This window comes from Flavobacterium sp. JAS (assembly GCF_020991455.1).
Taxonomy (GTDB): domain Bacteria; phylum Bacteroidota; class Bacteroidia; order Flavobacteriales; family Flavobacteriaceae; genus Flavobacterium.
In genome coordinates this window covers 198495-223299 of record NZ_JAJMOX010000010.1, presented here as the reverse complement: position 1 = coordinate 223299, position 24805 = coordinate 198495, and the positions used below count along the sequence as shown (strand labels likewise).

The following is a 24805-nucleotide window of genomic DNA, read 5'->3' as shown; positions in this document are numbered from 1 at the left end:
ATAAGTCTTTGATTAACATTCGGCTTCTACTTTTGGTCTGATTAAAAAAAATCCGAAACCAGAATCAAAATCATCGTTATGAAAACAAAAATACGTATTGCTATTGTTACTTTACTGAGCACTTTTTGTCTACAAGCACAACAACCTAAGGGAATTATTGGCAGCTCAAACTGGATGAACAATTGGACCAATTTTAAACCTGCAAATACTGAATACAGCGAAGCTACAAATATCATCGCTGGAACAATTGACAAAGACATGAGATTAACAAAAAGAAACACTTACCAATTAGTAGGTGTGGTATATGTTACTAATAATGCCGTTTTGACAATAGAACCGGGAACAGTAATTCGTGGAGACGATAAAACCTGCGGAACTCTGGTAATTACAAATGGTGCCAAAATTGTAGCCGAAGGTCTGGAAACAGATCCTATCGTTTTTACTTCAAATAAAGAAATTACACAAAGAAAACCTGGCGACTGGGGCGGAATCATTATTTTAGGAAAAGCTCCAATCAATACAATTGGCGGAATTCATATTCTTCCTTTTGATCTGGAACCAATGTTAAATCACTATGGAGGTCAGGATGTTGAAGATAATTCGGGAATTTTAAAATATGTTAGAATTGAATATGCAGGTCGAAAACTAAGTTCATTAAAAGAGCTTAACGGACTTTCATTAGCCGGAGTTGGAAGAAAAACAGTTTTGAGCAACATTCAAATTAGTTATTCCAACGATGATTCATTCGAAAGTTATGGCGGAGAATTAGTCATGAACAACTTAGTTTCTTACAGAACCACAGATGATGATTTCGATTTTACACAAGGAGTTCAATGCAATATCAGTAATAGTATTGCAATTCGTCATCCATTTTCGTCAGATGTTTCGGGTTCTAGATGTTTTGAAGTTGATTCATACGATAAAATTGAAAATACAGATATGACCAAAAAATTAACCAAGATAAATGCTAACAACATTACTATGGTAAATATGGAAGAGAACAATCAGGGACTTGTTAGAGAATCCGTTCATATTAGAGAAAATACCCTCTTTAATCTAACTAATAGTATTGTTTCAGGCTTCACTCCTTTTGTTATATTGGAATCAAATATTGGAGACGGACAGGCAAATTTATCTAAAATTACATTCAAAAATCTAATCGTTAACAATTGTAACGGAGGAATTACCAGCGAATCAAGCGGTGGAAATCCTGCAATTCAAAAATATTATGGTGACCCGGCATTACTAATAGATTATACTTCGATTAAAAACAGTGATTTGTTTGCAATGCCTAATATTAAAGGAAATCCAGACTTTAGACTGAACCAAAACAACACGCTTGCAATTGGAAATTAAACAATTAAAAAACACTTCTTCAATTGAAATTTAACAAATTTTAGGATTTAGAAAAGTTTTTTTTGAAATTTTATGTATTCTAATTCAATTTACATTTATATCTTTGTCACATCAAAAGAAGAAATAAAAACAACTTTTGCATTTATGAAAACATTAATGAACAATACTTGGTGGTGGAAGAATTTACGTCAAACGTCGTGAACAAAGCTTCCTATGGTATTGTAAAACTATAAATATAAAAGGCTTGTCATCACGACAAGCCTTTTTTTTTGGTCCAAATTCAAACGAAAAAATATATTAAAAATTAAAACATAACATACTTTGAAACCTTTTATACTCAACACACACTACAAACAAATTCTGGCAGATACGATCACGCCAGTAAGTATTTATTTTAAAATAAGAGACAAATTTCCAAATAGTTTATTACTGGAAAGTAGTGATTATCACGGAAATGACAATAGTTTCTCGTATATCTGCTGCAACCCGATTGCAACGATTAAAATCGAAAACGAAATCATCTCGAAAACTTTTCCTGATGGAACAACAGAGCAAATTGCTATTGATGCTTCGACAAATATTCCAGAAGTAATTCAGGAATTTTCAAGTCAGTTTAAATCAGAAAAAAATGATTTTAAATTCATTAATAATGGTTTGTTCGGATACATTTCTTACGATGCCGTTCGTTATTTTGAGAAAGTTTCTATTGCTAAAAAAGACAGTGCAACTTTAATTCCGGATGTATTTTATGCGGTTTACCAAAACATTATTGCAATCAATCACTTCAAAAACGAAGCTTACATTTTTTGCCATAGCGTAGATGGAAGAAACAATATCTCAGAAATTGAACAATTATTACAATCCAGAAATATTGCATCATACAAATTCACCAAAGAAGGCGAAGGTTTCTCCAACTTAACCGATGAAGAATTTAAACATAATGTGGCTTTAGCCAAAAAACACTGTTTCCGTGGAGACGTTTTTCAATTAGTACTTTCTCGTCGTTTTACACAAGGTTTCAAAGGTGACGAATTCAATGTTTATCGCGCTTTAAGAAGCATTAATCCATCTCCTTACCTATTCTTTTTTGATTATGGAGATTTCAAAATATTTGGGTCTTCGCCCGAAGCACAAATTATCGTAAAAAATAGAAAAGCCGAAATTCACCCAATCGCCGGAACTTTTAAAAGAACTGGAAATGACGAACAGGATGCAGTTTTAGCAAAACAACTATCAGAAGATAAAAAAGAAAATAGCGAACACGTAATGTTAGTTGACTTAGCCAGAAATGATTTAAGCAGAAACGGACACGACGTAAACGTTGAAAAATACAGAGAAGTTCAGTTTTTCTCGCACGTAATTCACTTGGTTTCTAAAGTAACTGGACATTTACACGAAAAAGCTACAACCATGCAAGTCGTTGCAGATACTTTTCCGGCAGGAACTTTAAGCGGAGCACCAAAACACAGAGCGATGCAATTGATTGAAGATTACGAAAAAACTAATCGTAATTTCTATGGAGGTGCAATTGGTTTCATGGATTTTGAAGGAAACTTTAATCACGCAATTATGATCCGAACTTTTCTGAGCAAAAATCATCAACTGCATTGTCAGGCCGGAGCCGGAATTGTTGCAAGCTCAGACGAAGAAAGCGAAATGCAGGAAGTTTATAATAAATTAAGAGCTTTGAATACAGCGCTGGAAATGGCAGAGAAAATATAAGTTTTTTTGTTTCAGGTTTCAAGTTGTTGGAGCGTGAAACCTGAAACTTGAAACCTGAAACAAAACATTTAACCATAAAACAAAAACTAAAAAACCATGAAAAACATTATTCCTTTTTTGATCGCTATTATGCTTTTTACTTCTTGTGAAACTAAGAAAGAATCAAACGTACTTCCTATAGCTGGAACCTGGCGTCTGATATCAGCAGAAACGACAGAAAAAGATTCAACGTTCTCGACTTACAATCCGAAAACAAAAATGATAAAGATTATAAATGATACACATTTTGCTTTTTTCAATCATGATTTGCATAACGGAAAAGACAGTACAGCAGCGGTATTCTTTGGCGGAGGTGGAAAATATACTTTAAAGGATAGTATTTACACAGAGAATTTAGAATTCTTTAATAACCGTCAATGGGAAAATGGAAAATTTGAGTTTGTAGTCAAAATTAAAAATGACACTTTAACTCAAAAAGGAATCGAGAAAGTAGAAAAATTAGGAATCGACCGAATCATTACTGAAAAATACGTTCGAGAATAAAAAATAGTTCCAGGTTTAAAGTTTCACGTTCCAATCTAACTTGAAACTTGAAACAAAGAAAACTTGAAACAAAACAAAAAAGACATGAAAAAGATATTAGTTATAGACAATTACGATAGTTTCACTTATAATTTAGTGCATTATCTTGAAGATTTAAACTGTGAAGTTACGGTTTATAGAAACGACGAATTTGATATTGATGAAATCGCTTCTTTCGATAAAATCTTACTTTCTCCAGGTCCGGGAATTCCGGATGAAGCGGGTTTATTAAAAGCGGTTATTCAGAAATATGCTCCAACGAAAAGTATTCTTGGTGTTTGTTTAGGACAACAAGCGATTGGAGAAGTTTTTGGCGGAACACTTTCGAATCTTGACAAAGTGTATCACGGAGTTGCGACAAATGTAAAAACCGTAGTTTCCGATGAAATTCTGTTTGAAGGTTTAGGAAATGAATTCGAAGTTGGACGTTACCACTCTTGGGTTGTTGATGCCAATTTACCTGATGTTCTTGAAGCAACTTCAATCGACGAAAATGGGCAAATTATGTCGCTAAGACACAAAACTTTTGATGTAAGAGGCGTTCAATTTCACCCAGAAAGTGTTTTGACTCCAAAAGGAAAACTGATTTTAGAGAACTGGATAAAGAGTTAAAATTTTTATTTCAAGTTTCAGGTTTCAAGTTGTTGGAACTTGAAACCTGAAACAAAAAACTTAGAATCTCAATCTCTTAGCAACTTAGAACCTTAAAAAAATGGAAATAACAATTTCAGATACTAAACAAATCAATATAGAAGACGTTTTGATTTTATACAAAGCAAATGAATGGAGTTCAGCTTCTAAACCAAACGAACTATACAATGGACTTTTAAATTCCGAAACGTTAATTACGGCTTGGGAAGGAAAAAAGTTAATTGGACTTGGGAATGCGATTTCTGATGGATTTTTAACGGTTTATTATCCACATTTATTAGTGTTGCCAGACTATCAAGGAAAAGGAATTGGAAAATTGATTATGGACAAAATGCAGGAGAAATACAGTCACTTTCACATGCAAATGTTAACCGCTGACGGAAAATCTGTTGATTTTTACAAGAAAAACGGATTTGAACGCGCAGGAAAAACAGAACCAATGTGGATTTATCAAGGAAATGAACATTGACAGTTTTCAGTCTCAATCACAGTAAAAAACTTAGAACCTTAGTCGCTTAGCAACTTAGAACCTTAAAAAAAAATGAAAAATATACTAAATAAATTAATCAATCACGAAGTGCTTTCAAAACAAGAAGCCAAAGATGTCTTGATTAATATCTCAAGTGGAAGTTATAATCCAAGTCAGATTTCGGCATTTTTGACCGTGTTTATGATGCGAAGCATTACGATTGATGAGCTTTCGGGATTTCGTGAAGCTTTGTTAGAATTATGTGTTCGTGTAGACTTATCTACCTACAACACCATAGATTTATGCGGAACTGGTGGTGACGGAAAAGATACTTTCAACATTTCGACTCTTGCCTCTTTTGTTGCTGCCGGCGCAGGAATAAAAGTAGCTAAACACGGAAATTATGGAGTTTCTTCTATTTCAGGATCAAGTAACGTAATGGAAAAAATGGGAATAAAATTCAGCAACGATCCTTCATTTTTAGAGAAATGTATCGATCAGGCCGGAATCTGTGTTTTGCACGCTCCCCTATTTCACCCGGCAATGAAAAACGTTGGTCCAATAAGAAAAGAACTGGCGGTAAAAACCTTCTTTAATATGTTGGGACCAATGGTAAATCCATCATTTCCTAAAAACCAATTGGTTGGAGTTTTCAATCTGGAATTAGCCAGAATGTATGCTTATTTATACCAAAATACCGATGTGAATTTTACAATTCTACATTCGCTTGACGGTTATGATGAAATTTCATTAACTGGTCCAACAAAAATCATTACAAGCGAAATGGAAGGCATGATAAAACCCGAAGATTTCAAGGTTCGCCTTTTATCACAAAGAGAAATTGAAGGAGGAAGAACAATTGAAGAATCGGCAGATATGTTTGTCAATATCATTTCCGGAAAAGGAAGTGAGGCACAAAATAATGTTGTTTGTGCAAATGCAGCGATGGCGATTTCAACAGTAACAAAATGCTCTCCACAAGAAGGATTTAAACAAGCCAAGGAAAGTTTGTTCTCCGGAAAAGGATTGAAAACTCTTAAGAAATTACAAGAATTAAGTAAATAAAAAACAAACACAAATTTCACGAATTAGCACGAATTAAGTTTGCGTCTTTGTGACTTTGTGGCAAAACAATAGCCATGAATATTTTAGATAAAATAATATTTGACAAACAACGAGAAGTCGTTCTTAAAAAATCAATCATTCCGATTTCGCAATTGGAAAGTTCGGTATTTTTTGGAAGAGAAACGATTTCTTTAAGTCAAAAATTAAAGACAAGTTCAACAGGAATTATTGCAGAACACAAACGCCGTTCTCCTTCAAAATCAGTAATCAATCAAAGTTTTACGGTTGAAGAAGTGGTAAGAGGATATGAAAATGCAGGTGCTTGCGGAATTTCAGTTTTAACCGATGGAAAATATTTCGGAGGTTCTCTTGATGATTTACTTTTGGCAAGAGCAAGTGTAAATATTCCGCTTTTGCGAAAAGAATTTATTGTTGATGAATATCAAATTCTAGAAGCAAAAGCTTTTGGGGCCGATTTAATTCTACTGATTGCAGCAGTTTTAACACGCGAAGAAATTAAATCGTTATCAGAATTTGCTAAGAAATTAGGTCTGGAAGTTCTATTAGAAGTTCACAATCAGGAAGAACTGGAAAAATCAATTATGCCAAGTTTAGACATGATTGGCGTGAACAACAGAAACCTAAAAACTTTTGAAGTAAGTCTGGATTTCAGCAAGCAATTAGCTTCTCAAATCCCAAATGATTTTGTAAAAGTTTCTGAAAGCGGAATCTCGTCAATCGAAGCCATTTCAGAACTAAGACCTTACGGTTACAATGGGTTTTTAATTGGAGAAAACTTCATGAAAACCGATAACGCCGGTCAGGCAGCAACAGAATTTATTCAACAATTGAATATGTAAAAAAGTTCGCCACGAGTTTCACTAATTAGCACGAATTAAATTAGTGACAATTCGTGAAATTCGTGGCAAAAAAGAAAAAACTTAGTGTCTTAGTGCCTTTGTGGCAAAAACATCAAAAAAAATGAAACTTAAAATCTGCGGTATGAAATATCCCGACAATATACTCGAAGTAGGCGCGCTCCTACCCGATTATATGGGATTTATTTTCTGGGAAAAATCCGCTCGCTATTTTGACGGAACGATTCCAGAACTAATTCACACCATTAAAAAAACAGGCGTTTTTGTAAATGAAACTGTTGATAATATCATGTCAAAAGCAGAGAAATATCATTTACAGGCGGTTCAATTACACGGAAAAGAATCTGTTGAATTTTGTCAGGAATTAAAAGCTAAAATTGACGCCAAAATTGGTGTTTCAATCGAAATCATCAAAGTATTCTCTGTCGATGAAAATTTTGATTTCGAAGTTTTAAAACCTTTTGAAAACGTATGCGATTACTTTCTATTCGATACAAAAGGAAAATTACCAGGAGGAAACGGAACCACTTTTGACTGGAAAATATTAGAAAATTACAAATCTGAGAAACCGCTGTTTTTAAGTGGTGGCATTGGAATCGAAGAAATACCCGCAATAAAAAATCTTAAAATTCCGATTTACGCAATTGATGTAAACAGTAAATTTGAGACAGAACCGGGATTAAAAAATAAAAGTTTATTAAGAAAGTTTCAGAAAAATTTAAAACCTGCAACTTTAAACCCTAAACAACTACACAATGAATTATAATGTCAACGAAAAGGGATATTACGGAGAATTTGGAGGAGCTTACATTCCAGAAATGTTGTATCCAAATGTAGAAGAATTACGCCAAAACTATTTAAAAATAACAAGCGAACCAGATTTTAAAGCTGAGTTCGATCAATTGCTAAAAGATTACGTTGGACGTCCAAGTCCGCTTTATTTTGCAAAACGCTTATCTGAAAAATACAATACCAAAGTCTACTTAAAAAGAGAAGACTTAAACCATACAGGTGCACATAAAGTTAACAATACAATCGGTCAAATATTAGTAGCGAAACGTTTAGGCAAAAAACGTATTATTGCCGAAACCGGAGCTGGACAACACGGTGTAGCAACTGCAACAGTTTGCGCACTTATGGGATTGGAATGTATCGTTTATATGGGCGAAATTGACATTGCACGTCAGGCACCGAACGTAGCTCGTATGAAAATGTTAGGCGCTGAGGTTCGTCCGGCACTTTCGGGTTCACGAACTTTAAAAGACGCAACAAACGAAGCGATTCGCGATTGGATTAATAATCCTGTAGATACACATTACATTATTGGATCGGCGATTGGCCCACATCCTTATCCTGATATGGTTACGCGTTTTCAAAGCGTAATTTCCGAAGAAATAAAATGGCAGTTAAAAGAAAAAGAAGGACGCGAAAATCCTGATTACGTTGTCGCTTGTATTGGTGGCGGAAGTAATGCTGCTGGAACTTATTACCACTTTTTGCATGAACCTGAAGTTGGAATTATCGCCGTTGAAGCAGCCGGAAAAGGTGTAGATAGCGGTCATAGTGCAGCAACCAGTAAATTAGGAAAAGTGGGCGTTATTCACGGTTGCAAAACCCTTTTAATGCAAACTCCAGACGGACAAATTACGGAACCGTATTCGATTTCGGCAGGTTTGGATTATCCCGGAGTTGGCCCAATGCACGCACATTTAGCACAAACAGGTCGTGGCGAATTTTTCTCTGTAACTGATGATGACGCTATGAACGCTGGTTTGCAATTGACTAAATTAGAAGGAATTATTCCGGCGATCGAAAGCGCACATGCTTTTGCCGTTTTAGATCAAAAGAAATTTAAACCAACAGATATTGTAGTCATTAGTCTTTCAGGACGTGGTGACAAAGATTTAGACAATTATATTGATTATTTTAAATTGTAAAAATATAATTTGGGCGTTATCCGCCGCGGCGGACGGGCTGTCCGCTATATTCCCGATAACAAAAACTACGGCTAAAAAGCCTTGTTTTTCTAAATCGGGAGATACCGCTCTTATCCCTAACGCAAAAAACAACTAACGAGAAAATAGTAATTATGGAAAAGTTATTCTCTTACGGAACATTAAGATCGAAACAAATTCAGATGCAGATTTTTAACAAAGTTCTAACCGGAACTCCAGATCAGCTTTTGGGTTACAAACTAAAAAGTCTACAAATAGAAGAAGAATTTGGAATGGCAGATTATGTTGTAGCTGTACCCAGCTCAGATTCTTCAGATCCTATACATGGTGTTGCTTTTAATATTTCGGCTTCGGATTTGGCTAAAGTAGATATATTCGAATCTAATGCCTATAGAAGAGTTCAGGTCAAGTTGAAATCCGGAACAGTTGCCTGGGTTTATATAGAAAGTTAATAAGTAAGCAAAATGATTCTAGCAGCAGCACAAACAAAACCAACTCGTGAAGATATTGAAGCTAACTTATTAGAACATTATCGCCTTATCGATTTGGCAGTACAAAACGGAGCACAATTAATCGCTTTTCCTGAAATGTCTATTACAGGTTATGAACGTGAATATGCCCAAAAACTAGCTTTCAAAAAAGACGATTCAAGGTTAGATCATTTAAAAAAATTAGCTTCCGAAAATAGTATCATTATTGTTGCCGGTGCTCCAATTCAAATAGAATCTCAATTGTTTATTGGGGAATTTATAATTTCTCCTGATAATTCGGTTGTCATTTATACAAAGCAATTTTTGCATGAAGGCGAAGACGAGTTTTTTCAATCTTCATTCAATCATAATCCAATGATTACAATTGAAGACCAACAGATTTCGTTTGCCATTTGTGCTGATATTGATAATCCGCTGCATCCGGAAAATGCCAGCAAAAGAGCAACTGATATTTATATCGCAAGTATATTTTTTACACCAAACGGAATTCCGAGCGCGTATAGAGACTTACAAAGTTATGCTCAAAAACATCAAATGAATATTTTGATGTCAAATTTTAGTGGTGAATCCTGGGGATCACCTTCGGCAGGGCAAAGTGCTTTTTGGAATAATAAAGGTGAACTTGTTGCTCAAATGAATGACTCAGATTCGGGACTACTTTTAGTAGAAAACAGAAATGATAATTGGACAAGTTCAATTATTATCAATTAGCATATATTCCTACAAGGTTTTCAAAACCTTGTAGGTATAAATAAATCATAAAAACAAAAACACCTACAAGGTTTTGAAAACCTTGCAGGAGTAAATAAAAAGATATTACAATGAACAGAATAACTCAAAAATTACAAGAAGATAAAAAGATACTTTCTATTTATTTTTCGGCTGGATATCCAAACCTGAACGATACAGTTCAAATTATTCAGGATTTAGAAAAAAACGGTGTTGATTTAATCGAAATTGGTTTGCCTTTTAGTGATCCTTTAGCCGATGGACCAACGATTCAGGCAAGTTCTACACAAGCTCTTCATAACGGAATGACAACTCAGATTCTTTTTGATCAGTTGAAGAACATCCGCGAAAGCGTAAAAATTCCGTTGATTATTATGGGATATTTTAATCCGATGTTGCAATATGGAGTTGAAAAATTTTGTGCTAAATGTGCCGAAATTGGTATCGACGGATTAATTATTCCAGATCTTCCAGTTGATGTTTATGCGGATGAATACAAAGCTATTTTTGAAAAACATGGCTTAATCAACGTATTTTTAATTACGCCACAAACTTCAGATGAACGTATTCGTTTTATTGATAGCGTTTCAAACGGATTTATTTATATGGTTAGTTCTGCAAGTGTTACAGGTTCTCAGGCTGGTTTTGGAAATACGCAGGAAAGTTATTTCGAAAGAATTGGAAGTATGAATTTAAAGAATCCACAAATCGTAGGTTTCGGAATTTCGAACAAAGAAACTTTTAATCAGGCAACTAAATTTGCAAAAGGAGCTATTATTGGAAGTGCTTTTATTAAACATTTAAGTGAGAGTGGTTCTGGGAAAATTAAGGAGTTTGTTGGAGAGATTCGATAAGTTTTTATTTCTATTTAAAGAATATATCACCCAGTCTATCATTTCGACGAAGGAGAAATCACACTAGAAACTCCGCATAGAAACTCATTAATCTTTGTCGAATTACGAGTGTGATTTCTCCTTCGTCGAAATGACAAAAACATTGAAAGAGGCACTAAGCTGAATTAATATTCCACGATGTTAATTCAGCTTTTTTTTATTAAATTATTATCAAAATTTAACAAAAAACAGCTACATGGTTTTCTGTTAATATTGTGTTAAAATAAAATTAAACAACTGTTTAATTTAAACACTTGTTTAATTTTGTATCCGATTAGAAACAATACCATGTCATACATCGAATTAAACGATAAAAAAATTCAAATTCTGGAGGTTGCCGAAAGGCTCTTTTCGGATAAAGGATTTGAAGGTACATCAATACGGGATATCTCAAAAGAGGCAAAAATTAACATTGCCATGATTTCGTACTATTTTGGTTCTAAAGAGCGTCTTCTTGAAGCTTTAATTCTTTATAAAACTTCTGATTTAAAACTGAAACTCGAAAATTTATTAAACGAAGATCTTGAACCTCTTGATAAAGTCAATAAATTAATCGAAATTTACATCAATCGAATTAGTTGTAATAAAGGCATTTTCAGAGTTTTACATTTCGAACTTAATTCAAAAAAAAGAGAAAAGAGCTTTATTGCCTTTACAGAACTAAAAAAAGGAAATCTAAAATCTGTTGAGAGTATTATTACTCAAGGTCAGGAAAAAGGTGTCTTTAGAAAAGATGTAATCATTCCGCTTATTACTCCCACTATTATTGGAACTTTTTTTCACTTTCATATGAATAAATCTTTTTATGAAGAATTACTAAATTTAAAAACAGAAGCCATGTACAATGAGTACATTAAAACCAGTCTTACAAAGCACATTCAACAAACTATAAAAGCTCTACTTGTTTATGAAAATTAATCAATTAATGCTCTTTGGGATTTTCTTTATCGGAATTTCATCAATAGAAGCACAAGAAAAAACAAGTTTAACCTTAGATGAAGCCGTTAAAATGGCTTGGGAAAAGAGTAACGACGTTACGCTTGCCAATACTAAGGTAAACACAAAGAAATACGAACTGCAAACGGTAAAAAATAATCAATATCCGGATATTAAAGTTTCTGGCCAATATCAGCGCCTTACAAAAGCATCGATTGATATGCCTAATCAGGGTGAAAGTAAATCTTTAGCATCTCCTGATAGAGCAATGTTTGGAATGGCAAATTTAAGCTTACCTCTTTTTGCAGGATTTAAAATTCAAAATAGCATCGACGCATATGATAACTTATATGAAGCTGAAACTGCTTATGCTGCCAAAACAAAAGAAGATGTCGCTTTAAGAGTTATTACGTATTATACAGCTCTTTACAAAGCTCAAAAAACTTTGGATGTTTTAAATGAAAATCAAAAAAGCGCCAAACAGCGTGTTACTGATTTTACAGAATTAGAGAAAAACGGAATCATTCCAAGAAATGATTTATTAAAGTCACAATTATTAGTTTCGAAAACACAATTATCTATTGACGAAGCTACTAACAACCTTAATAATATCAACTTTTATCTAACTACTTTACTCAAGCTGGATCCAAGTACAAAACTTCAGGTTAATGAAGATGATTTCTTTAATTTAAAAACGAGTAATGCACCAACATCTGATCTGTTAGCACTTGAAAACAGAAAAGATTTAGAGGCTATTCGTCTTCAACAAAAAGCTTCTGCAGCAAATATTAAAGTTGCAAAAGCAGCATACTATCCAACTTTAGCATTACTTGGTGGTTATACTGCTTTAGATCTTAAAGACATTATAACTGTAAAATATGCAATGAACTTTGGTCTGGGGTTAACTTATGATATATCTGGAATTTACAAAAATAGTGCTCACGTAAGAGAAGCAGAAAGCAGAGCTTTGGAAGTTCAAAATACGGAAGCTGTAATGACAGATCGTATTAAAGTTGAAGTTCAAAAATCTATTGAAGATTATGACTTGGCTATTAACCAAAGTGTGGTTTATGACGAAGCGCTTCAACAGGCATCTGAAAATTACAGACTTGTAAAAGATAAGTTCGACAATGGTTTAGCCGATACCAATGATTTGGTTGAAGCCGATGTTGAGCAATTAAGTGCCAAAATTAATACAGCTGTATCTAAGGCAACTATTATTCAAAAATATTACGAATTACTATCCGTATCAGGACAATTATCACAATCATTCAATCTTTCTAAAATATAATCGATAGCTCTCATGGAAAAGAAAAAAACAAATACTAAATTCATCATTATACTAACCGTTTTGGTTTTAGTGGGCGGAACTTACGGAATAACAAAGTACATGCACTCTTTAGCTCACGAAGAAACGGATGATGCTCAAATCGAGAAAAAAATGAATCCAATTATTCCTAGAGTATCTGGATATATTAGTAAGGTGTATGTAAAAGATAATGACTTTGTAAAAAAAGGTGACACTTTATTTACTATCGATAAAAGAGATTATCAATTAAAGATTGACGAAGCTAATGCTGCTTTATTAGGTGCTGAAGGTCAATACGAAGCTGCAAAAGCGGATATTGGAAGTGCAAATGCAAGTATCTCAGTTTCTGATGCTCAAATGAAATCTGCAACTGGTTCTATCGAAAGTGCTAAAATTAGATTGAGACAAATTACAAACGATTATAACCGTTACAACAATTTATATAAAACTCATACCATTACAAAACAACAATATGAGCAAGCTTTATCAGCAAAAGATGAAGCCGAAAATCAAGTACGTGTTTTAGAGCAACAACAAAGAGCTAGTTCTTACCAAAAATCAGTAATTGAATCTAAATCTAAAGCTTCTGACAAACAAACTGAAGTTGCTGCTGCAAACATCAAAAAAGCAAAAACAATGTTGGATGTTGCGCATTTAAATCTTAGCTATACTGTTGTAACTGCTGCAATTGACGGTCAGGTTTCTAAAGTAGATATTCAGCCGGGACAATTGGTTCAACCAGGACAATCTTTATTTTATATCATCAATAACAATGAAGCTTGGGTTGTTGCAAACTTTAAAGAAACACAATTAAACAAAATGATTGTGGGACAAAAAGTAAGTTTAAAAGTTGATGCATATCCAAACTACGAATTCAAAGGAATCGTAACATCATTTTCTCCTGCAACTGGTTCTCGTTTTTCATTATTACCTCCTGATAATGCAACTGGTAACTTCGTAAAAACAATCCAAAGATTACCGGTAAAAATTAGTTTGGATGAATCTAACGATCCAGAAAAAGTAAAATTACTAAGACCAGGGATGAATGTTGATGTAGACGTACATTTAAAATAAAATAATGGCAACAGCAGTACAAGCAGACGACGATTTAGTAGAATACGGTTACAGACGTGTCATAATCACGATAACGGCGGTACTTTGTGCCTTGCTGGAAATTGTAGATACCACGATTGTAAACGTAGCTCTAACAGACATGCGAGGTAGCCTTGGTGCTACTTTAACTGATGTGGCTTGGGTAATTACAGCATACGCGATTGCGAATGTTATTGTAATTCCAATGACGAGTTGGCTTTCGCAGCAATTTGGAAGACGTAATTATTTTGTGGCTTCTATCATAATATTTACGGTCTGCTCCTTTTTATGCGGTAATGCAACTAATATATGGGAACTGGTAGCTTTTAGATTTGTACAAGGTATGGGTGGTGGAGCACTGCTTGTAACTGCACAAACTATTATTACCGAAAGTTATCCAGTGGCAAAACGTGGTATGGCGCAAGCGATCTACGGAATGGGTGTAATTGTTGGTCCAACTTTAGGTCCGCCTTTGGGAGGATATTTAGTAGACAATTACTCTTGGCCTTATATATTTTATATCAATATTCCGTTAGGAATTATTGCAACTATCTTGGCACTTACTTTCGTAAGAAGTCCGAAATATGGTGAGAAATTAAAAGCAGATCAGGTTGACTGGTGGGGAATTATATTATTGGCTTCATTTATTGGTTCGCTACAATTTGTTCTGGAACACGGACAACAAGACGATTGGTTTAATGATTCACTAATTGTAACCTTAAGTGTTGTTACCATTCTTGGATTGGTTTTATTTGTATGGAGAGAGCTTACTTATAAACATCCAATTGTAAATTTAAGTGTTCTAAAAGATGGAAATCTAAGAATTGGAACCGTAATGTGTTTTATTCTTGGTTTTGGATTGTACGGATCAACATTAATTATCCCAATCTATACACAATCTATTTTAGGTTGGACAGCAACAGATGCCGGATTATTATTGATTCCGGGTTCGATCACCACGGCGATAATGATGCCTTTTGTGGGTAATATGATTCAAAAAGGTGTGCCTCAAGGATATATGGTAGGAGTTGGATTTTTAGTTTTCTTCTTCTTTACTTTCATGATGCAAACTCGTATGACACCTGATACCGGTGTAGAACACATGTATTGGCCTTTAATTTTAAGAGGAATTGGTTTAGGGTTACTATTTGTGCCTATTACAACACTTTCGCTTTCTACTTTAAAAGGAAAACATATTGGTGAAGGAGCTGCTTTTACAGGAATGATGAGACAATTAGGTGGTTCATTTGGTATTGCGATTATTACCACTTTTATCACTCGTTTAAGTCAGGAACACAGAGTAGACTTATTGACCAATTTAGATCCTGCAAAATATGATGTTCAACAACGTATTGCCGGAATGCAAAGGGCTTTTATGTCTAAAGGATATAGCGCCGATGTTGCATTGAAAAAAGCTTATCAAGGTTTGGAATATTCAGTAATGAAACAAAGTACAGTACTGGCCTATATGGACATTTTTATGTACTTAGGAATTATGTTCCTATGTTGTATACCAATTATTCTTTTAATCAAAAAAGGAAAGAACAAGATTAATCCTGCTGATGCAATGCATTAATAATAATTGATTTATAATACGAAAAAGCCGAGCTATTTATTTAGCCCGGCTTTTTTATTTTTACATGTAATCGTATTCTAAAAATGAAGGGGTCGAAATCTCTCCCTACAATATAACCCGAGTCTACGACTCTCTTTTAAAACCTCTGAACCTTTGTCGCTTTGAGCCTTTGAACCTCAATTACCTTGTAAACACCAAATGATTTCCTTTAGAAAGATTCGCGTCAAACTGATATCCTTCATAATTGAAACCTTTTAAATCATCAATAGTTTCGGCATTTGTATCAATAATATAACGGACCATCATTCCTCTTGCTTTTTTAGCAAAGAAGCTGATCATCTTTAATTTTCCATCTTTGTAATCTTTAAAATCCGGAGTTATCACAGGAACTTTTAAAGCTTTTACATCTACAGCGGAAAAATATTCGTTACTGGCCAAATTCACAAACAACTCCCCTTTTGCCAATTCTTTATTTAAAGTTTTAGTAACAGTAGGTTTCCAGAATTCGTGTAGATTTTTATATTCCCCAACAGGTAATTTTGTTCCCATTTCTAAACGATATGCCTGCATTAAATCCAGAGGTTTTAAAACTCCATAAAGTCCAGATAAAATTCTTAGTTTGTTCTGAAGAACTTCTAATTTTTCTACAGGAATTGTGTAAGCGTCTAAACCTGTGTAAACATCTCCATCAAAAGTATAGATTGCCGGACGTGCATTTTCTGGAGAAAAAGGAGTTTTCCATTCCTGATTTCTTTTCCAGTTTAGATCAGATAATTTATCTGAAATTGACATTAATTCAGATAATTCAGCAGGTTTTTTAGGTTTTAAAACTTTATGAACCAGACGTGCTTCTTTTAAAAAAGCCGGTTCTGTATATTGAGTAGTTGGTAATTCTTTTTCGAAATTTAATGACTTCGCGGGTGATATAACAATTTTCATTTGTGCGTTTTTGTATTGTTCAAAAATACAAATTGAAATTCTAAAAATAAGCGATCAGGATTGATTTGTTTTATAGTATCATAAATGTTTTTTGCCACGAATTACACAAATTAACACAAATCATTCGTAGTAAAATTTTAAAAAAATTAGCGCAAATTCGTGAAATTCGTGGCAACTCTTTTTTATTTCATAAAATTCTCTACTTCAAACTGTGAATTTGTTTAAAAAAGTCAACAATAGATTATAATGGGCGTGATCTATGTTGTAAATTTGCAGACGTTTCATTTTCTTCCAGAAAAGAAATGTAATATTTAAAATTACTGAATTCGTGGCTATACAAACAAACTATAAAGCAGCTTTACAAAATAAAATCTTCGAAATTATTTCGCAGGCATCTCGGGAACTAAACGTTGACAGTTATGTAATTGGCGGTTTTGTTCGCGATTTACTTTTAAACCGAGGTTCTAAAAAAGACATCGATGTTGTTGCAGTTGGCAGTGGTATCGAATTGGCGCTTAAAGTTTCTGAATTACTTCCTAAAAAACCTAAAGTGCAGGTTTTTAAAACATACGGAACAGCAATGTTGCGTTTTGAAGATACTGATATTGAATTTGTTGGTGCCCGTAAAGAATCTTATAATTTTGAAAGCAGAAATCCAATTGTAGAAAACGGAACGCTTGAAGATGACCAAAACCGTCGTGATTTCACTATTAATGCTTTGGCTTTATCATTAAACGAAAAAACATTTGGAGATCTTTCTGATCCTTTTGGCGGATTGGCTGATCTTGAAAATAAAACCATAAAAACTCCCTTAGATCCAAGCATTACTTATTCTGATGATCCTTTGCGAATGCTTCGTGCTATTCGTTTTGCAAATCAGTTAGGTTTTGACATCGAGAAAAACTCACTTGATGCAATTACCAAAAATGCGGAGAGAATCAAAATCATTTCCGGAGAAAGAATTGTAGATGAATTAAACAAAATTCTTTCGACAGATAAACCTTCAATCGGGTTTTTACTTTTGTATCAAACCGGTCTTTTAGAGATCATTCTTCCTGAATTAACTGCCTTGAATCAGGTAGAAGAAATTGAAGGTCATACACATAAAAACAACTTTTATCACACTTTAGAAGTTGTCGATAATATTTGTCCAAATACAGATGATGTTTGGTTACGCTGGTCGGCTTTGTTACATGATATTGGGAAAGCTCCAACGAAACGTTTCAGTAAAAAACAAGGATGGACGTTTCACGGCCACGAGTTTTTAGGTGGAAAAATGGCTAAGAAAATATTCGAACGTTTGCACATGCCGTTGAATCACAAAATGAAATTTGTACAAAAAATGGTGGTTATGAGTTCACGTCCAATTGTTTTGGCGCAGGATATTGTAACTGACAGTGCCGTTCGACGTTTGGTTTTTGATGCCGGAGAAGATGTTGAAGATTTAATGACTTTATGCGAAGCGGATATTACAACCAAAAATCCATCGAAGTTCAAAAAATATCATAAAAACTTTGAAATCGTTCGCAAGAAAATTGTTGAAGTTGAAGAACGAGATCATGTTCGTAATTTTCAACCGCCAATTTCTGGTGAAGAAATTATGGAAATGTTCGACTTGAAACCTTCTCGCGAAATTGGAGTTTTAAAAGAAGCTGTAAAAGAAGCCATTTTAGAAGGTGATATTCCAAATGAATATCAGGCTGCTTATGATTTTGTGATTAAAAGAGCGGAAAAAATGGGTTTAAAAAGAGGTGCATAGTAACAAAGGCACAAAGCAACAAAGGTTTATTAAATTTAAAATATTAATGTTTCAAATCAAGTGTTCCGTCCCTTTGAACCTCTGCAACTTTGAAACTTTGCAACTTTAAAAAAAGAATGAAAAAACATTTCCCTACAATCGCAAAAACAGCTTTAGTTTTAGTTTATTTAGTAATTGTTGCCGGCGCATTAGTGCGTATGACAGGTTCAGGAATGGGTTGTCCGGATTGGCCAAAATGTTTTGGATATTATATTCCGCCAACAGATATAAAAGAATTGACATGGGAACCAAACCGTGCTTTTGAAAAAGGACAAGTAATCATTAAAGATGAAACTCTTTTGGTAGCCAAAGACAATTTTACGACTCAAACTGCTTTTGATGCTTCACATTGGGAGAAATACACCAAACATGATTATGCAATTTTCAACCCATTGCATACCTGGATTGAATACATCAACAGGCTATGTGGTGCTTTAGCAGGAATGGCTTGTTTTGTAATGGCTATAGCTTCTTTTAGATTTTGGAAACAAAGCAAAAAGATTACTTTACTTTCGTGGTTGGTGGTTTTTATGATGGGCTTTCAGGCTTGGTTAGGAGCAAAAGTAGTTTACTCCGTATTGAACCCAATAAAAATTACGGTTCACATGGTTATGGCTTTGGTAATTGTTGCTGTGATCTTGTATATCATTCAATTGGCAAGACCAAAATTAGCTGCCGTAACTTATAATTCAACTTTTAGAAATGTACTTTTATTTTCACTTTTGCTAACATTAATTCAAGTAGCGATTGGAACTCAAGTGCGTCAGTTTGTTGACGAACAGGTAAAAAACGGATTAACTGCAAGTATTCTTTGGTTACAAAATCCTTCGATTACTTTTTATGTTCACCGTTCATTCTCTGTTTTAGTTTTATTGGTGAATCTCTACTTATACGTTAAAAACACCAAATTTGGCTTAGGCTTTTCAAAGATAAACTGGGTAGTTTTTATTATCGGAATTGAGATTTTAACCGGAATGGCTATGGCATATCTTGATTTCCCAATTGGAAGTCAGGCAATACATTTAGTTCTGGCTTCGATCTTATTCGGAATTCAGTTTTACATGATTTTAGAAGCGAAGAAACCTAGCCCAGCCAACTCTTAAAATCCTGAACTTTTTCGCGGCTTACAATTACCTCATCTTCCTTATAAGTTGGTAAAATAACTTTTAGGCGGGAATTGGTATACACCTGAATTTCTTTTATGGCCTGAAGAGGTACAATAAATTTCCTGCTTACGCGAAAGAAATCCTTCATGTCTAATTCCTGCTCAAGAACTTCCAGAGTCGAATCGATTAAATAATTTCGATTGTCGAAAGTATGGATATAAGTTCCCTTGTTTTCACTAAAAAAACATTCTATTTCTTCAGTTGTAATAACTTTTAAATGTTGCCCGATTTTAACGGTGAATCGCTTTTTATAATTTTTTTCGAAAGGATTAGACAACATTTGGCGTATTTGCTCAAAATCAAGCTGAAGATTTTGATTTCCTGCATCTGCTTTAGGAATTCGGCTTTTAAATTTAGTAACAGCAACTTCCAGATCATCTTCATCAATAGGTTTTAAAAGATAATCGATGCTATTTAATTTGAACGCTTTTAAAGCATATTCATCATAAGCAGTCGTAAAAATAATGGCGCTTTGAATGTTTATTTTCTCAAAAATTTCAAACGATAATCCATCTGATAACTGAATATCCAGAAAAATTAAATCAGGATGTTCATTATTGGTAAACCAATGAATTGATTCTTCTACAGAATGCAGCATGGTTTCTACAGCAATATCTAATTTTTCTAGTTTTCGCTGCAATAATCTTGCTGCTGGTTTTTCGTCTTCTATTATTAGTGTGGTCATTTAATACGATGCAAAAATTGAAATTTTATTATAAAGTTACTCCCATTTATTCTTATTCTGAGCTTCTTTCTCCATATATTTTTGGATTTTCTTTTGCTCCCAATTATCACTAAAAAAGAGATCACGGCCAAAAACACTAAAAGCATGAATGGCTAAAGCAATACCCCAATAAAATGCTGTTGAATAGATTTCCCAATTATTAAAACCTCTCACTTCAAAATGATCCCCTATATATGGTCTATTCAAACTTGAAATAATGATTATGGCATTCACAATAATATAAACTTTCAAATGCGAATAAAATCCTTTTATTCTTTTCACTTTTCTGTAGGCAATATTATAGTTTTCGTCTGTGCTAAATTCATGTGCATATTCTTCAAACATGCGTCTTCTAAATCGTCCCATTTTATTTTGAATTAAAAAATTATTGCCATTTATTTTTACTATCTTTTTCTTTTTCCATCAATTCTTTGATCTTTCTTTCTTCCCAGTCTTTTCCTAAAACCGGAAATATTTCAAAAACCTTTAATCCATGAAAAACAACTCCAACTCCCCACCATAATAGTGGCCAAAAAAACCATAAATATTCTGGCGATGTCCACAAATTAATAACAATCAATATAATATTCACAAAGATGTAAGAAGTAAGATTTCCGTAAAAACCTTTAATATTCTCTACCTTCTTTTTGGCTATATAATATTTATCCTCTTCAGTAAATTTAATTTCCATGATTACTCTCTTTTTTGTTTTTTATCCTCTTTCTCTAAGATGCTTTTCAGCTTACGTTGTTCCCATTCTTCTCCAAAAATTTTAAAAGAAGCGAACATTTCTACTGCAGATACCAGAAATGCAGTGGTCCAGACTATCATTACTAAATTATTTAAATATCGAACCGGAAACACATTCAAAGGAAGTCCGAAATAGTTTTTTAAAGTAAAAAGAATCAAACCAATACTATAGAAAAACGCATGAATATAAAATGATCTGAGTTTAACTACTTTTCTGCTTGCTAGTTGCCGCAGTTCAAATTTTTCCGGGTCATTATCAAAATCTCTTTCCATAATTATTTCCAAATTTGTTTTTTACTTTTTTTCTTCTCTGTCAATGATCTCTTTTATTTTCTGTTCTTCCCATTCCTTATTAAAAAACGGAAAACAATCAAAGGCTTTCAATCCATGCAAAACAATTGCAACTCCCCAACCCAACAGGCACCACCAAAAATATAAATAACCTGGTGAAGTCATCAAATTTTCTATAATCACAATTGGATTACAAAGAACATATACAGTCAAATGCTCATAAAATTTTCTAATTTCTTTTACTTTTTTTTGAGCCTGATAATGAAGTTCTGCTTCAGAATAATTCGTTTCCATGATTAGACCCATTTTTGTTTTTCTTGTTTTTTTTCTAAGATGCTTTTTAACTTACGCTCCTCCCATTTTTTTCCAAAAATTGTATACGAAACAATTAAATCAATAGCAGAAAATAAAAACACACTGGTCCAAATTATTATCACAACATAGTTTAGATACGTGACTGGAAAAAAATCAAAACAAACTCCAAAATATTCTTTCAAAATAAAAACAATTACTCCCATACCATATACAAGCGCATGGAGACAAAATAATCTGAGTTTAACGATCTTTTTGTTCAAGATTTGTTGAAACTCAAGTTTTTCCCGGTCAATATGACAATTAGTTTCCATGATTATTTCCAACTTTGTTTGTTATTTTCTCTTTCCAGAATCTCTCTTATTTTTCGTTCCTCCCAATCTGAGCTATAACCAAAAACTTTAAAAGCATGCATTACAACTCCAAATCCCCAGCCTAAAGCCGAAAACCAAAACCATTGAAATCCGGGAGAAAAGGTCAAGTTCACAAAGATTAAACACGGAATCACACAACAATATGAAATTACGTTTGCGTAAAATCCTTTTAATTCTTCTACTCTTTTTTTAGCTCTGAAATAAGCTTTATTTTCATCTGTATATTCTACATTCTTTTCCATAACCGCAATTTGTTTCGTTAAGATTGGAATCTTAACAGTAAAAGTTTGTTCATTCTGTTCGACCAGCACTTTTCTGTTGGTTACAATTCCGTATCGGTTCACAATATTTTGTAATCCAACTCCTTGCCTGTCTTGTAAAACTTCTTTTTTCTGAAAGTCATTCTGAATTGCCAAATAATCTCCATCAACAAAAATTCGAATATGTAATGGTTTTTGCTCGCTTACAACGTTGTGTTTTACTGTATTTTCAAGCAAAAGCTGTAATGACAGCGGAACTACTTTTGCATAAGGGTTTATATCGGTTGTTGGTAATTCATAAAACAAACTGTTCTCAAAACGCATTTTCAGCAAATTCATATACGTTTTTGCAAATGACAATTCATCTTCAACAGAAACCAATTCTTTATCTTTTTGCTCTAAAACGTAGCGATAAATTTTAGATAAAGAAGTTGTAAATCGTTGTGCATTATCAGGATTCTCTTCGATTAAAGAACTTAAAACATTCAAGCTATTAAAAAGAAAATGTGGGTCGATTTGATTTTTTAAACTTTCGAATTTAGCATTTGCCGTTCCTGCGATAATCTTTTGTTGTGTTATTTCAAATTTTGATGCTTGTTTCCACTTTACCATAAAACTTCTGGCTTGCATAAAAGTTGAAACTCCTAAAGACAAAATGATATAAAACAGATGCACCCAAATCATTCTTTCGCTAAAGAACTTTTCTAAAGGCATATTTTGCAAAACAACAAAAACATAATAATTAATTCCTAAAACAATGGGAACTGTGTACAAAACAGTAACCATAATTCCGTAATAAACTCTCAGGTTTGTCTGCTCTAACCAATCCCATTTTTTGTCTAGCAGGACATTAATATATCCGTTTCCAAAACCTACCCCGAAAGAGTAAAGACAGCTAATAAAAAATGTAATAAGAACGTTTTGAACATTTAAATCACTTCCTAAAAAAACACAGAATATTACTGTAAAGATCATAGAAATCTTAAACGAGACAATTGTTCCGCTTTTTAAATCAGCGTATGAATTTCTATGATCTTTCATTTATGAGATGGCTTAAATAATTATTTTTTACAATTTTTTTGAGATTCTAAAGCTCTTTCTAATCCCCATTTTGGAGAAAAAGGCGTTTCTGGTTTAAAAGTAGCAAAAAGTTCAATAGCTTTATCAACTTGTGCACAAAGCGGTTTTGTGTCAACTCCTGTCCATTTTGCACCTCCTAATTGATAATCTGCTTCACCAAAAACGATTCTTGGATTGTTTGGATCTATCGCTTTTCCTTTTGCGTAAGCATCCATCACTTTTGCCGAATATTTCATACTGTTTGTCATTGGGTCTGCAACTACCCAAGCCGTATAAATTAAAGCCTGCATTGCATACAACTCGGCATTGTTTTGATCTTTAATAAATTCAACATCTAATGCATCTTGTGCTTTTGTCAACAACAAATCAATTTGCGTTTTATCTTGTGTCTTAAAAGCTGCTGTTGTATTTACTAGTGCTACATAATAATTAGGTAAATAACTTGTTTTCTCTGCAGAAGCGATTCTCTCAAACATTGCAGAAGCTTCTGTGTTTTTTCCTTCTTTCCAAAGCCCAAAAGCTTTTCCCATTCCTTGTTCAAATTGTGTTTGTGCAGAGCTTATTACTACTACAAATAATGCAAGCAAAGTGATGATTTTTTTCATTTTATAAGTTATTTAAATGGTTATTTTAATTTGTTAGTTACTGTTTATAATATAATTTCAATTTTTGAATCTTTATCAACAACGAATTTAGCATCTTTATAAGTAGGAGGCCCCATAAATCCTTTAGCATTGTTTGAAGCAGCATAAGCTTCAGAAGGTACTCCCATCGCGTTTCTATCCAATTTTCCGTTATTGTTTTCATCGTGATAGGTTGAAATTGCATATTCTCCTGCCGGAAGATTGTCAAACGTTACAACTACTTCGTTGTTTTTAATTTCAGAAGCAAGACTTCTATAGGTCGTTTTAAGAAATGTACCATCTGAGTTGTACAAACCTACTTTAACAATTCCTGTATCGCTTTTTAAACCTGAAACGGCAACAGTTAATTTTACATTTTGAGCAGATTGAGCAGACATTAAACTGCAGATAAATAATGTGATTATTGTAATAATTTTGGTCATGATTTCTTTTTTTTAAGTTTCTACGTTACTAAGGTTCTGAGTGTCTAAGTTTTTTTTTGATTGATGATTAAAACTCTGTTTGTTTTTTGAAGTTTCTAAGTTTTTGAGTAACTAAGACTCTAAGTTTTTTTTCTTAGTAGCTTAGAAGCTTAACAACTTATTGTCTTCTAATTTTATACTTCAAAAGTATATCGGATTTTACTGTTTTAAAATTAAATGATACTGAGTTGTTGAATTTGATGACTGAATTGTTTTTTTTGAGGTGCAAAGGCTCAGAGTGACAAAGGTTCAAAGGTTTTTCTTAAAAGAATCAATAATCATATTTCAAAACCTCTGTCCCT

At 33.5% G+C, this 24805-nt stretch carries 28 protein-coding genes; 18 read left to right on the top strand and 10 right to left on the bottom strand.

Features of this window, described 5'->3' with window-relative positions; genetic code table 11:
* Positions 1 to 78: 78 nt before the first annotated feature.
* The 16 genes from LPB88_RS16690 to LPB88_RS16615 all read left to right on the top strand — a co-directional run bounded on the left by LPB88_RS16690 (position 79) and on the right by LPB88_RS16615 (position 15704).
* Positions 79 to 1356, top strand: a complete 1278-nt coding sequence (locus tag LPB88_RS16690) for a hypothetical protein (RefSeq protein WP_230716776.1) — start codon at positions 79 to 81, stop codon at positions 1354 to 1356.
* Between the two features lie 321 nt (positions 1357 to 1677).
* Positions 1678 to 3078 carry an anthranilate synthase component I family protein gene (locus LPB88_RS16685; RefSeq protein ID WP_230716775.1) on the top strand — a complete coding sequence of 467 codons (1401 nt, stop codon included), beginning with the start codon at positions 1678 to 1680 and terminating at the stop codon, positions 3076 to 3078.
* Between the two features lie 96 nt (positions 3079 to 3174).
* Positions 3175 to 3621 carry a hypothetical protein gene (locus LPB88_RS16680; protein WP_230716774.1) on the top strand — a complete coding sequence of 149 codons (447 nt, stop codon included), beginning with the start codon at positions 3175 to 3177 and terminating at the stop codon, positions 3619 to 3621.
* Positions 3622 to 3705: 84 nt separating this feature from the next.
* Positions 3706 to 4272: an aminodeoxychorismate/anthranilate synthase component II gene (locus LPB88_RS16675; RefSeq protein WP_230716773.1), complete on the top strand. Its 567-nt coding sequence runs from the start codon at positions 3706 to 3708 to the stop codon at positions 4270 to 4272.
* 100 nt (positions 4273 to 4372) lie between these two features.
* Positions 4373 to 4780: a GNAT family N-acetyltransferase gene (locus tag LPB88_RS16670; RefSeq protein WP_230716772.1), complete on the top strand. Its 408-nt coding sequence runs from the start codon at positions 4373 to 4375 to the stop codon at positions 4778 to 4780.
* A gap of 72 nt (positions 4781 to 4852) precedes the next feature.
* Entirely contained in the window at positions 4853 to 5845 is a 993-nt protein-coding gene (gene trpD, locus LPB88_RS16665) for an anthranilate phosphoribosyltransferase (RefSeq protein ID WP_230716771.1), read from the top strand.
* Positions 5846 to 5919: 74 nt separating this feature from the next.
* A complete protein-coding gene (gene trpC, locus LPB88_RS16660; RefSeq protein ID WP_230716770.1) occupies positions 5920 to 6705 on the top strand; it encodes an indole-3-glycerol phosphate synthase TrpC in 786 nt (261 codons plus the stop codon).
* 121 nt (positions 6706 to 6826) lie between these two features.
* Positions 6827 to 7489, top strand: coding sequence for a phosphoribosylanthranilate isomerase (locus LPB88_RS16655; RefSeq protein WP_230716769.1), 663 nt, complete (start codon positions 6827 to 6829; stop codon positions 7487 to 7489).
* Entirely contained in the window at positions 7479 to 8660 is a 1182-nt protein-coding gene (gene trpB, locus LPB88_RS16650; RefSeq protein WP_230716768.1) for a tryptophan synthase subunit beta, read from the top strand. The genes LPB88_RS16655 and trpB overlap by 11 nt, the downstream gene beginning before the upstream one ends.
* A gap of 152 nt (positions 8661 to 8812) precedes the next feature.
* Complete coding sequence (locus tag LPB88_RS16645; RefSeq protein WP_230716767.1) at positions 8813 to 9130, top strand: gamma-glutamylcyclotransferase family protein; 318 nt, start codon at positions 8813 to 8815, stop codon at positions 9128 to 9130.
* Positions 9131 to 9142: 12 nt separating this feature from the next.
* On the top strand, positions 9143 to 9880 hold the full coding sequence (locus tag LPB88_RS16640) for a carbon-nitrogen hydrolase family protein (protein WP_230716766.1): 738 nt from the start codon (positions 9143 to 9145) through the stop codon (positions 9878 to 9880).
* Between the two features lie 110 nt (positions 9881 to 9990).
* Positions 9991 to 10752, top strand: a complete 762-nt coding sequence (gene trpA, locus LPB88_RS16635) for a tryptophan synthase subunit alpha (protein WP_230716765.1) — start codon at positions 9991 to 9993, stop codon at positions 10750 to 10752.
* A 327-nt stretch (positions 10753 to 11079) separates the two neighbouring features.
* Positions 11080 to 11709: a TetR/AcrR family transcriptional regulator gene (locus LPB88_RS16630; protein ID WP_089350699.1), complete on the top strand. Its 630-nt coding sequence runs from the start codon at positions 11080 to 11082 to the stop codon at positions 11707 to 11709.
* On the top strand, positions 11699 to 13018 hold the full coding sequence (locus LPB88_RS16625; protein ID WP_089350700.1) for a TolC family protein: 1320 nt from the start codon (positions 11699 to 11701) through the stop codon (positions 13016 to 13018). Before LPB88_RS16630 ends, LPB88_RS16625 begins: the two co-directional genes overlap by 11 nt.
* 12 nt (positions 13019 to 13030) lie before the next feature.
* Complete coding sequence (locus LPB88_RS16620; RefSeq protein WP_230716764.1) at positions 13031 to 14110, top strand: HlyD family secretion protein; 1080 nt, start codon at positions 13031 to 13033, stop codon at positions 14108 to 14110.
* A gap of 4 nt (positions 14111 to 14114) precedes the next feature.
* Positions 14115 to 15704, top strand: a complete 1590-nt coding sequence (locus LPB88_RS16615) for an MDR family MFS transporter (RefSeq protein ID WP_230716763.1) — start codon at positions 14115 to 14117, stop codon at positions 15702 to 15704.
* A 180-nt stretch (positions 15705 to 15884) separates the two neighbouring features.
* Here the strand turns inward: LPB88_RS16615 and yaaA are convergent, their stop codons facing one another.
* Positions 15885 to 16643 (bottom strand): peroxide stress protein YaaA, encoded by a 759-nt coding sequence (gene yaaA / locus LPB88_RS16610; protein WP_230716762.1) that lies wholly within the window; start codon positions 16641 to 16643, stop codon positions 15885 to 15887.
* A gap of 328 nt (positions 16644 to 16971) precedes the next feature.
* Here yaaA and LPB88_RS16605 point away from each other — a divergent pair, with 328 nt between their 5' ends.
* Together LPB88_RS16605 and LPB88_RS16600 are read left to right on the top strand one after the other, a co-directional pair.
* Positions 16972 to 18402: an HD domain-containing protein gene (locus LPB88_RS16605; RefSeq protein ID WP_230716761.1), complete on the top strand. Its 1431-nt coding sequence runs from the start codon at positions 16972 to 16974 to the stop codon at positions 18400 to 18402.
* Positions 18403 to 18518: 116 nt separating this feature from the next.
* On the top strand, positions 18519 to 19544 hold the full coding sequence (locus LPB88_RS16600) for a heme A synthase (RefSeq protein ID WP_230716760.1): 1026 nt from the start codon (positions 18519 to 18521) through the stop codon (positions 19542 to 19544).
* Here LPB88_RS16600 and LPB88_RS16595 read toward each other — a convergent pair.
* The 9 genes from LPB88_RS16595 to LPB88_RS16555 are packed head-to-tail and all read right to left on the bottom strand — an operon-like array spanning position 19525 to position 24464.
* The gene (locus LPB88_RS16595) at positions 19525 to 20292 is read right to left on the bottom strand and encodes a LytTR family DNA-binding domain-containing protein (RefSeq protein WP_230716759.1); all 768 of its coding nucleotides are present in this window, start codon (positions 20290 to 20292) and stop codon (positions 19525 to 19527) included. The genes LPB88_RS16600 and LPB88_RS16595 overlap by 20 nt on opposite strands.
* A gap of 36 nt (positions 20293 to 20328) precedes the next feature.
* Positions 20329 to 20697, bottom strand: coding sequence for a 2TM domain-containing protein (locus tag LPB88_RS16590; RefSeq protein WP_230716758.1), 369 nt, complete (start codon positions 20695 to 20697; stop codon positions 20329 to 20331).
* A 19-nt stretch (positions 20698 to 20716) separates the two neighbouring features.
* Positions 20717 to 21022, bottom strand: coding sequence for a 2TM domain-containing protein (locus LPB88_RS16585; RefSeq protein ID WP_230716757.1), 306 nt, complete (start codon positions 21020 to 21022; stop codon positions 20717 to 20719).
* A 2-nt stretch (positions 21023 to 21024) separates the two neighbouring features.
* Positions 21025 to 21354: a 2TM domain-containing protein gene (locus LPB88_RS16580; RefSeq protein ID WP_110836710.1), complete on the bottom strand. Its 330-nt coding sequence runs from the start codon at positions 21352 to 21354 to the stop codon at positions 21025 to 21027.
* 21 nt (positions 21355 to 21375) lie between these two features.
* The gene (locus LPB88_RS16575) at positions 21376 to 21666 is read right to left on the bottom strand and encodes a 2TM domain-containing protein (protein WP_230716756.1); all 291 of its coding nucleotides are present in this window, start codon (positions 21664 to 21666) and stop codon (positions 21376 to 21378) included.
* Positions 21667 to 21668: 2 nt separating this feature from the next.
* Positions 21669 to 21998, bottom strand: coding sequence for a 2TM domain-containing protein (locus LPB88_RS16570; RefSeq protein ID WP_255673713.1), 330 nt, complete (start codon positions 21996 to 21998; stop codon positions 21669 to 21671).
* 2 nt (positions 21999 to 22000) lie between these two features.
* Positions 22001 to 23359, bottom strand: coding sequence for a histidine kinase (locus LPB88_RS16565; protein ID WP_230716755.1), 1359 nt, complete (start codon positions 23357 to 23359; stop codon positions 22001 to 22003).
* A gap of 20 nt (positions 23360 to 23379) precedes the next feature.
* Positions 23380 to 24003 carry a hypothetical protein gene (locus tag LPB88_RS16560; protein WP_230716754.1) on the bottom strand — a complete coding sequence of 208 codons (624 nt, stop codon included), beginning with the start codon at positions 24001 to 24003 and terminating at the stop codon, positions 23380 to 23382.
* 44 nt (positions 24004 to 24047) lie between these two features.
* A complete protein-coding gene (locus tag LPB88_RS16555; RefSeq protein ID WP_230716753.1) occupies positions 24048 to 24464 on the bottom strand; it encodes a DUF2141 domain-containing protein in 417 nt (138 codons plus the stop codon).
* Positions 24465 to 24805 lie beyond the last annotated feature (341 nt).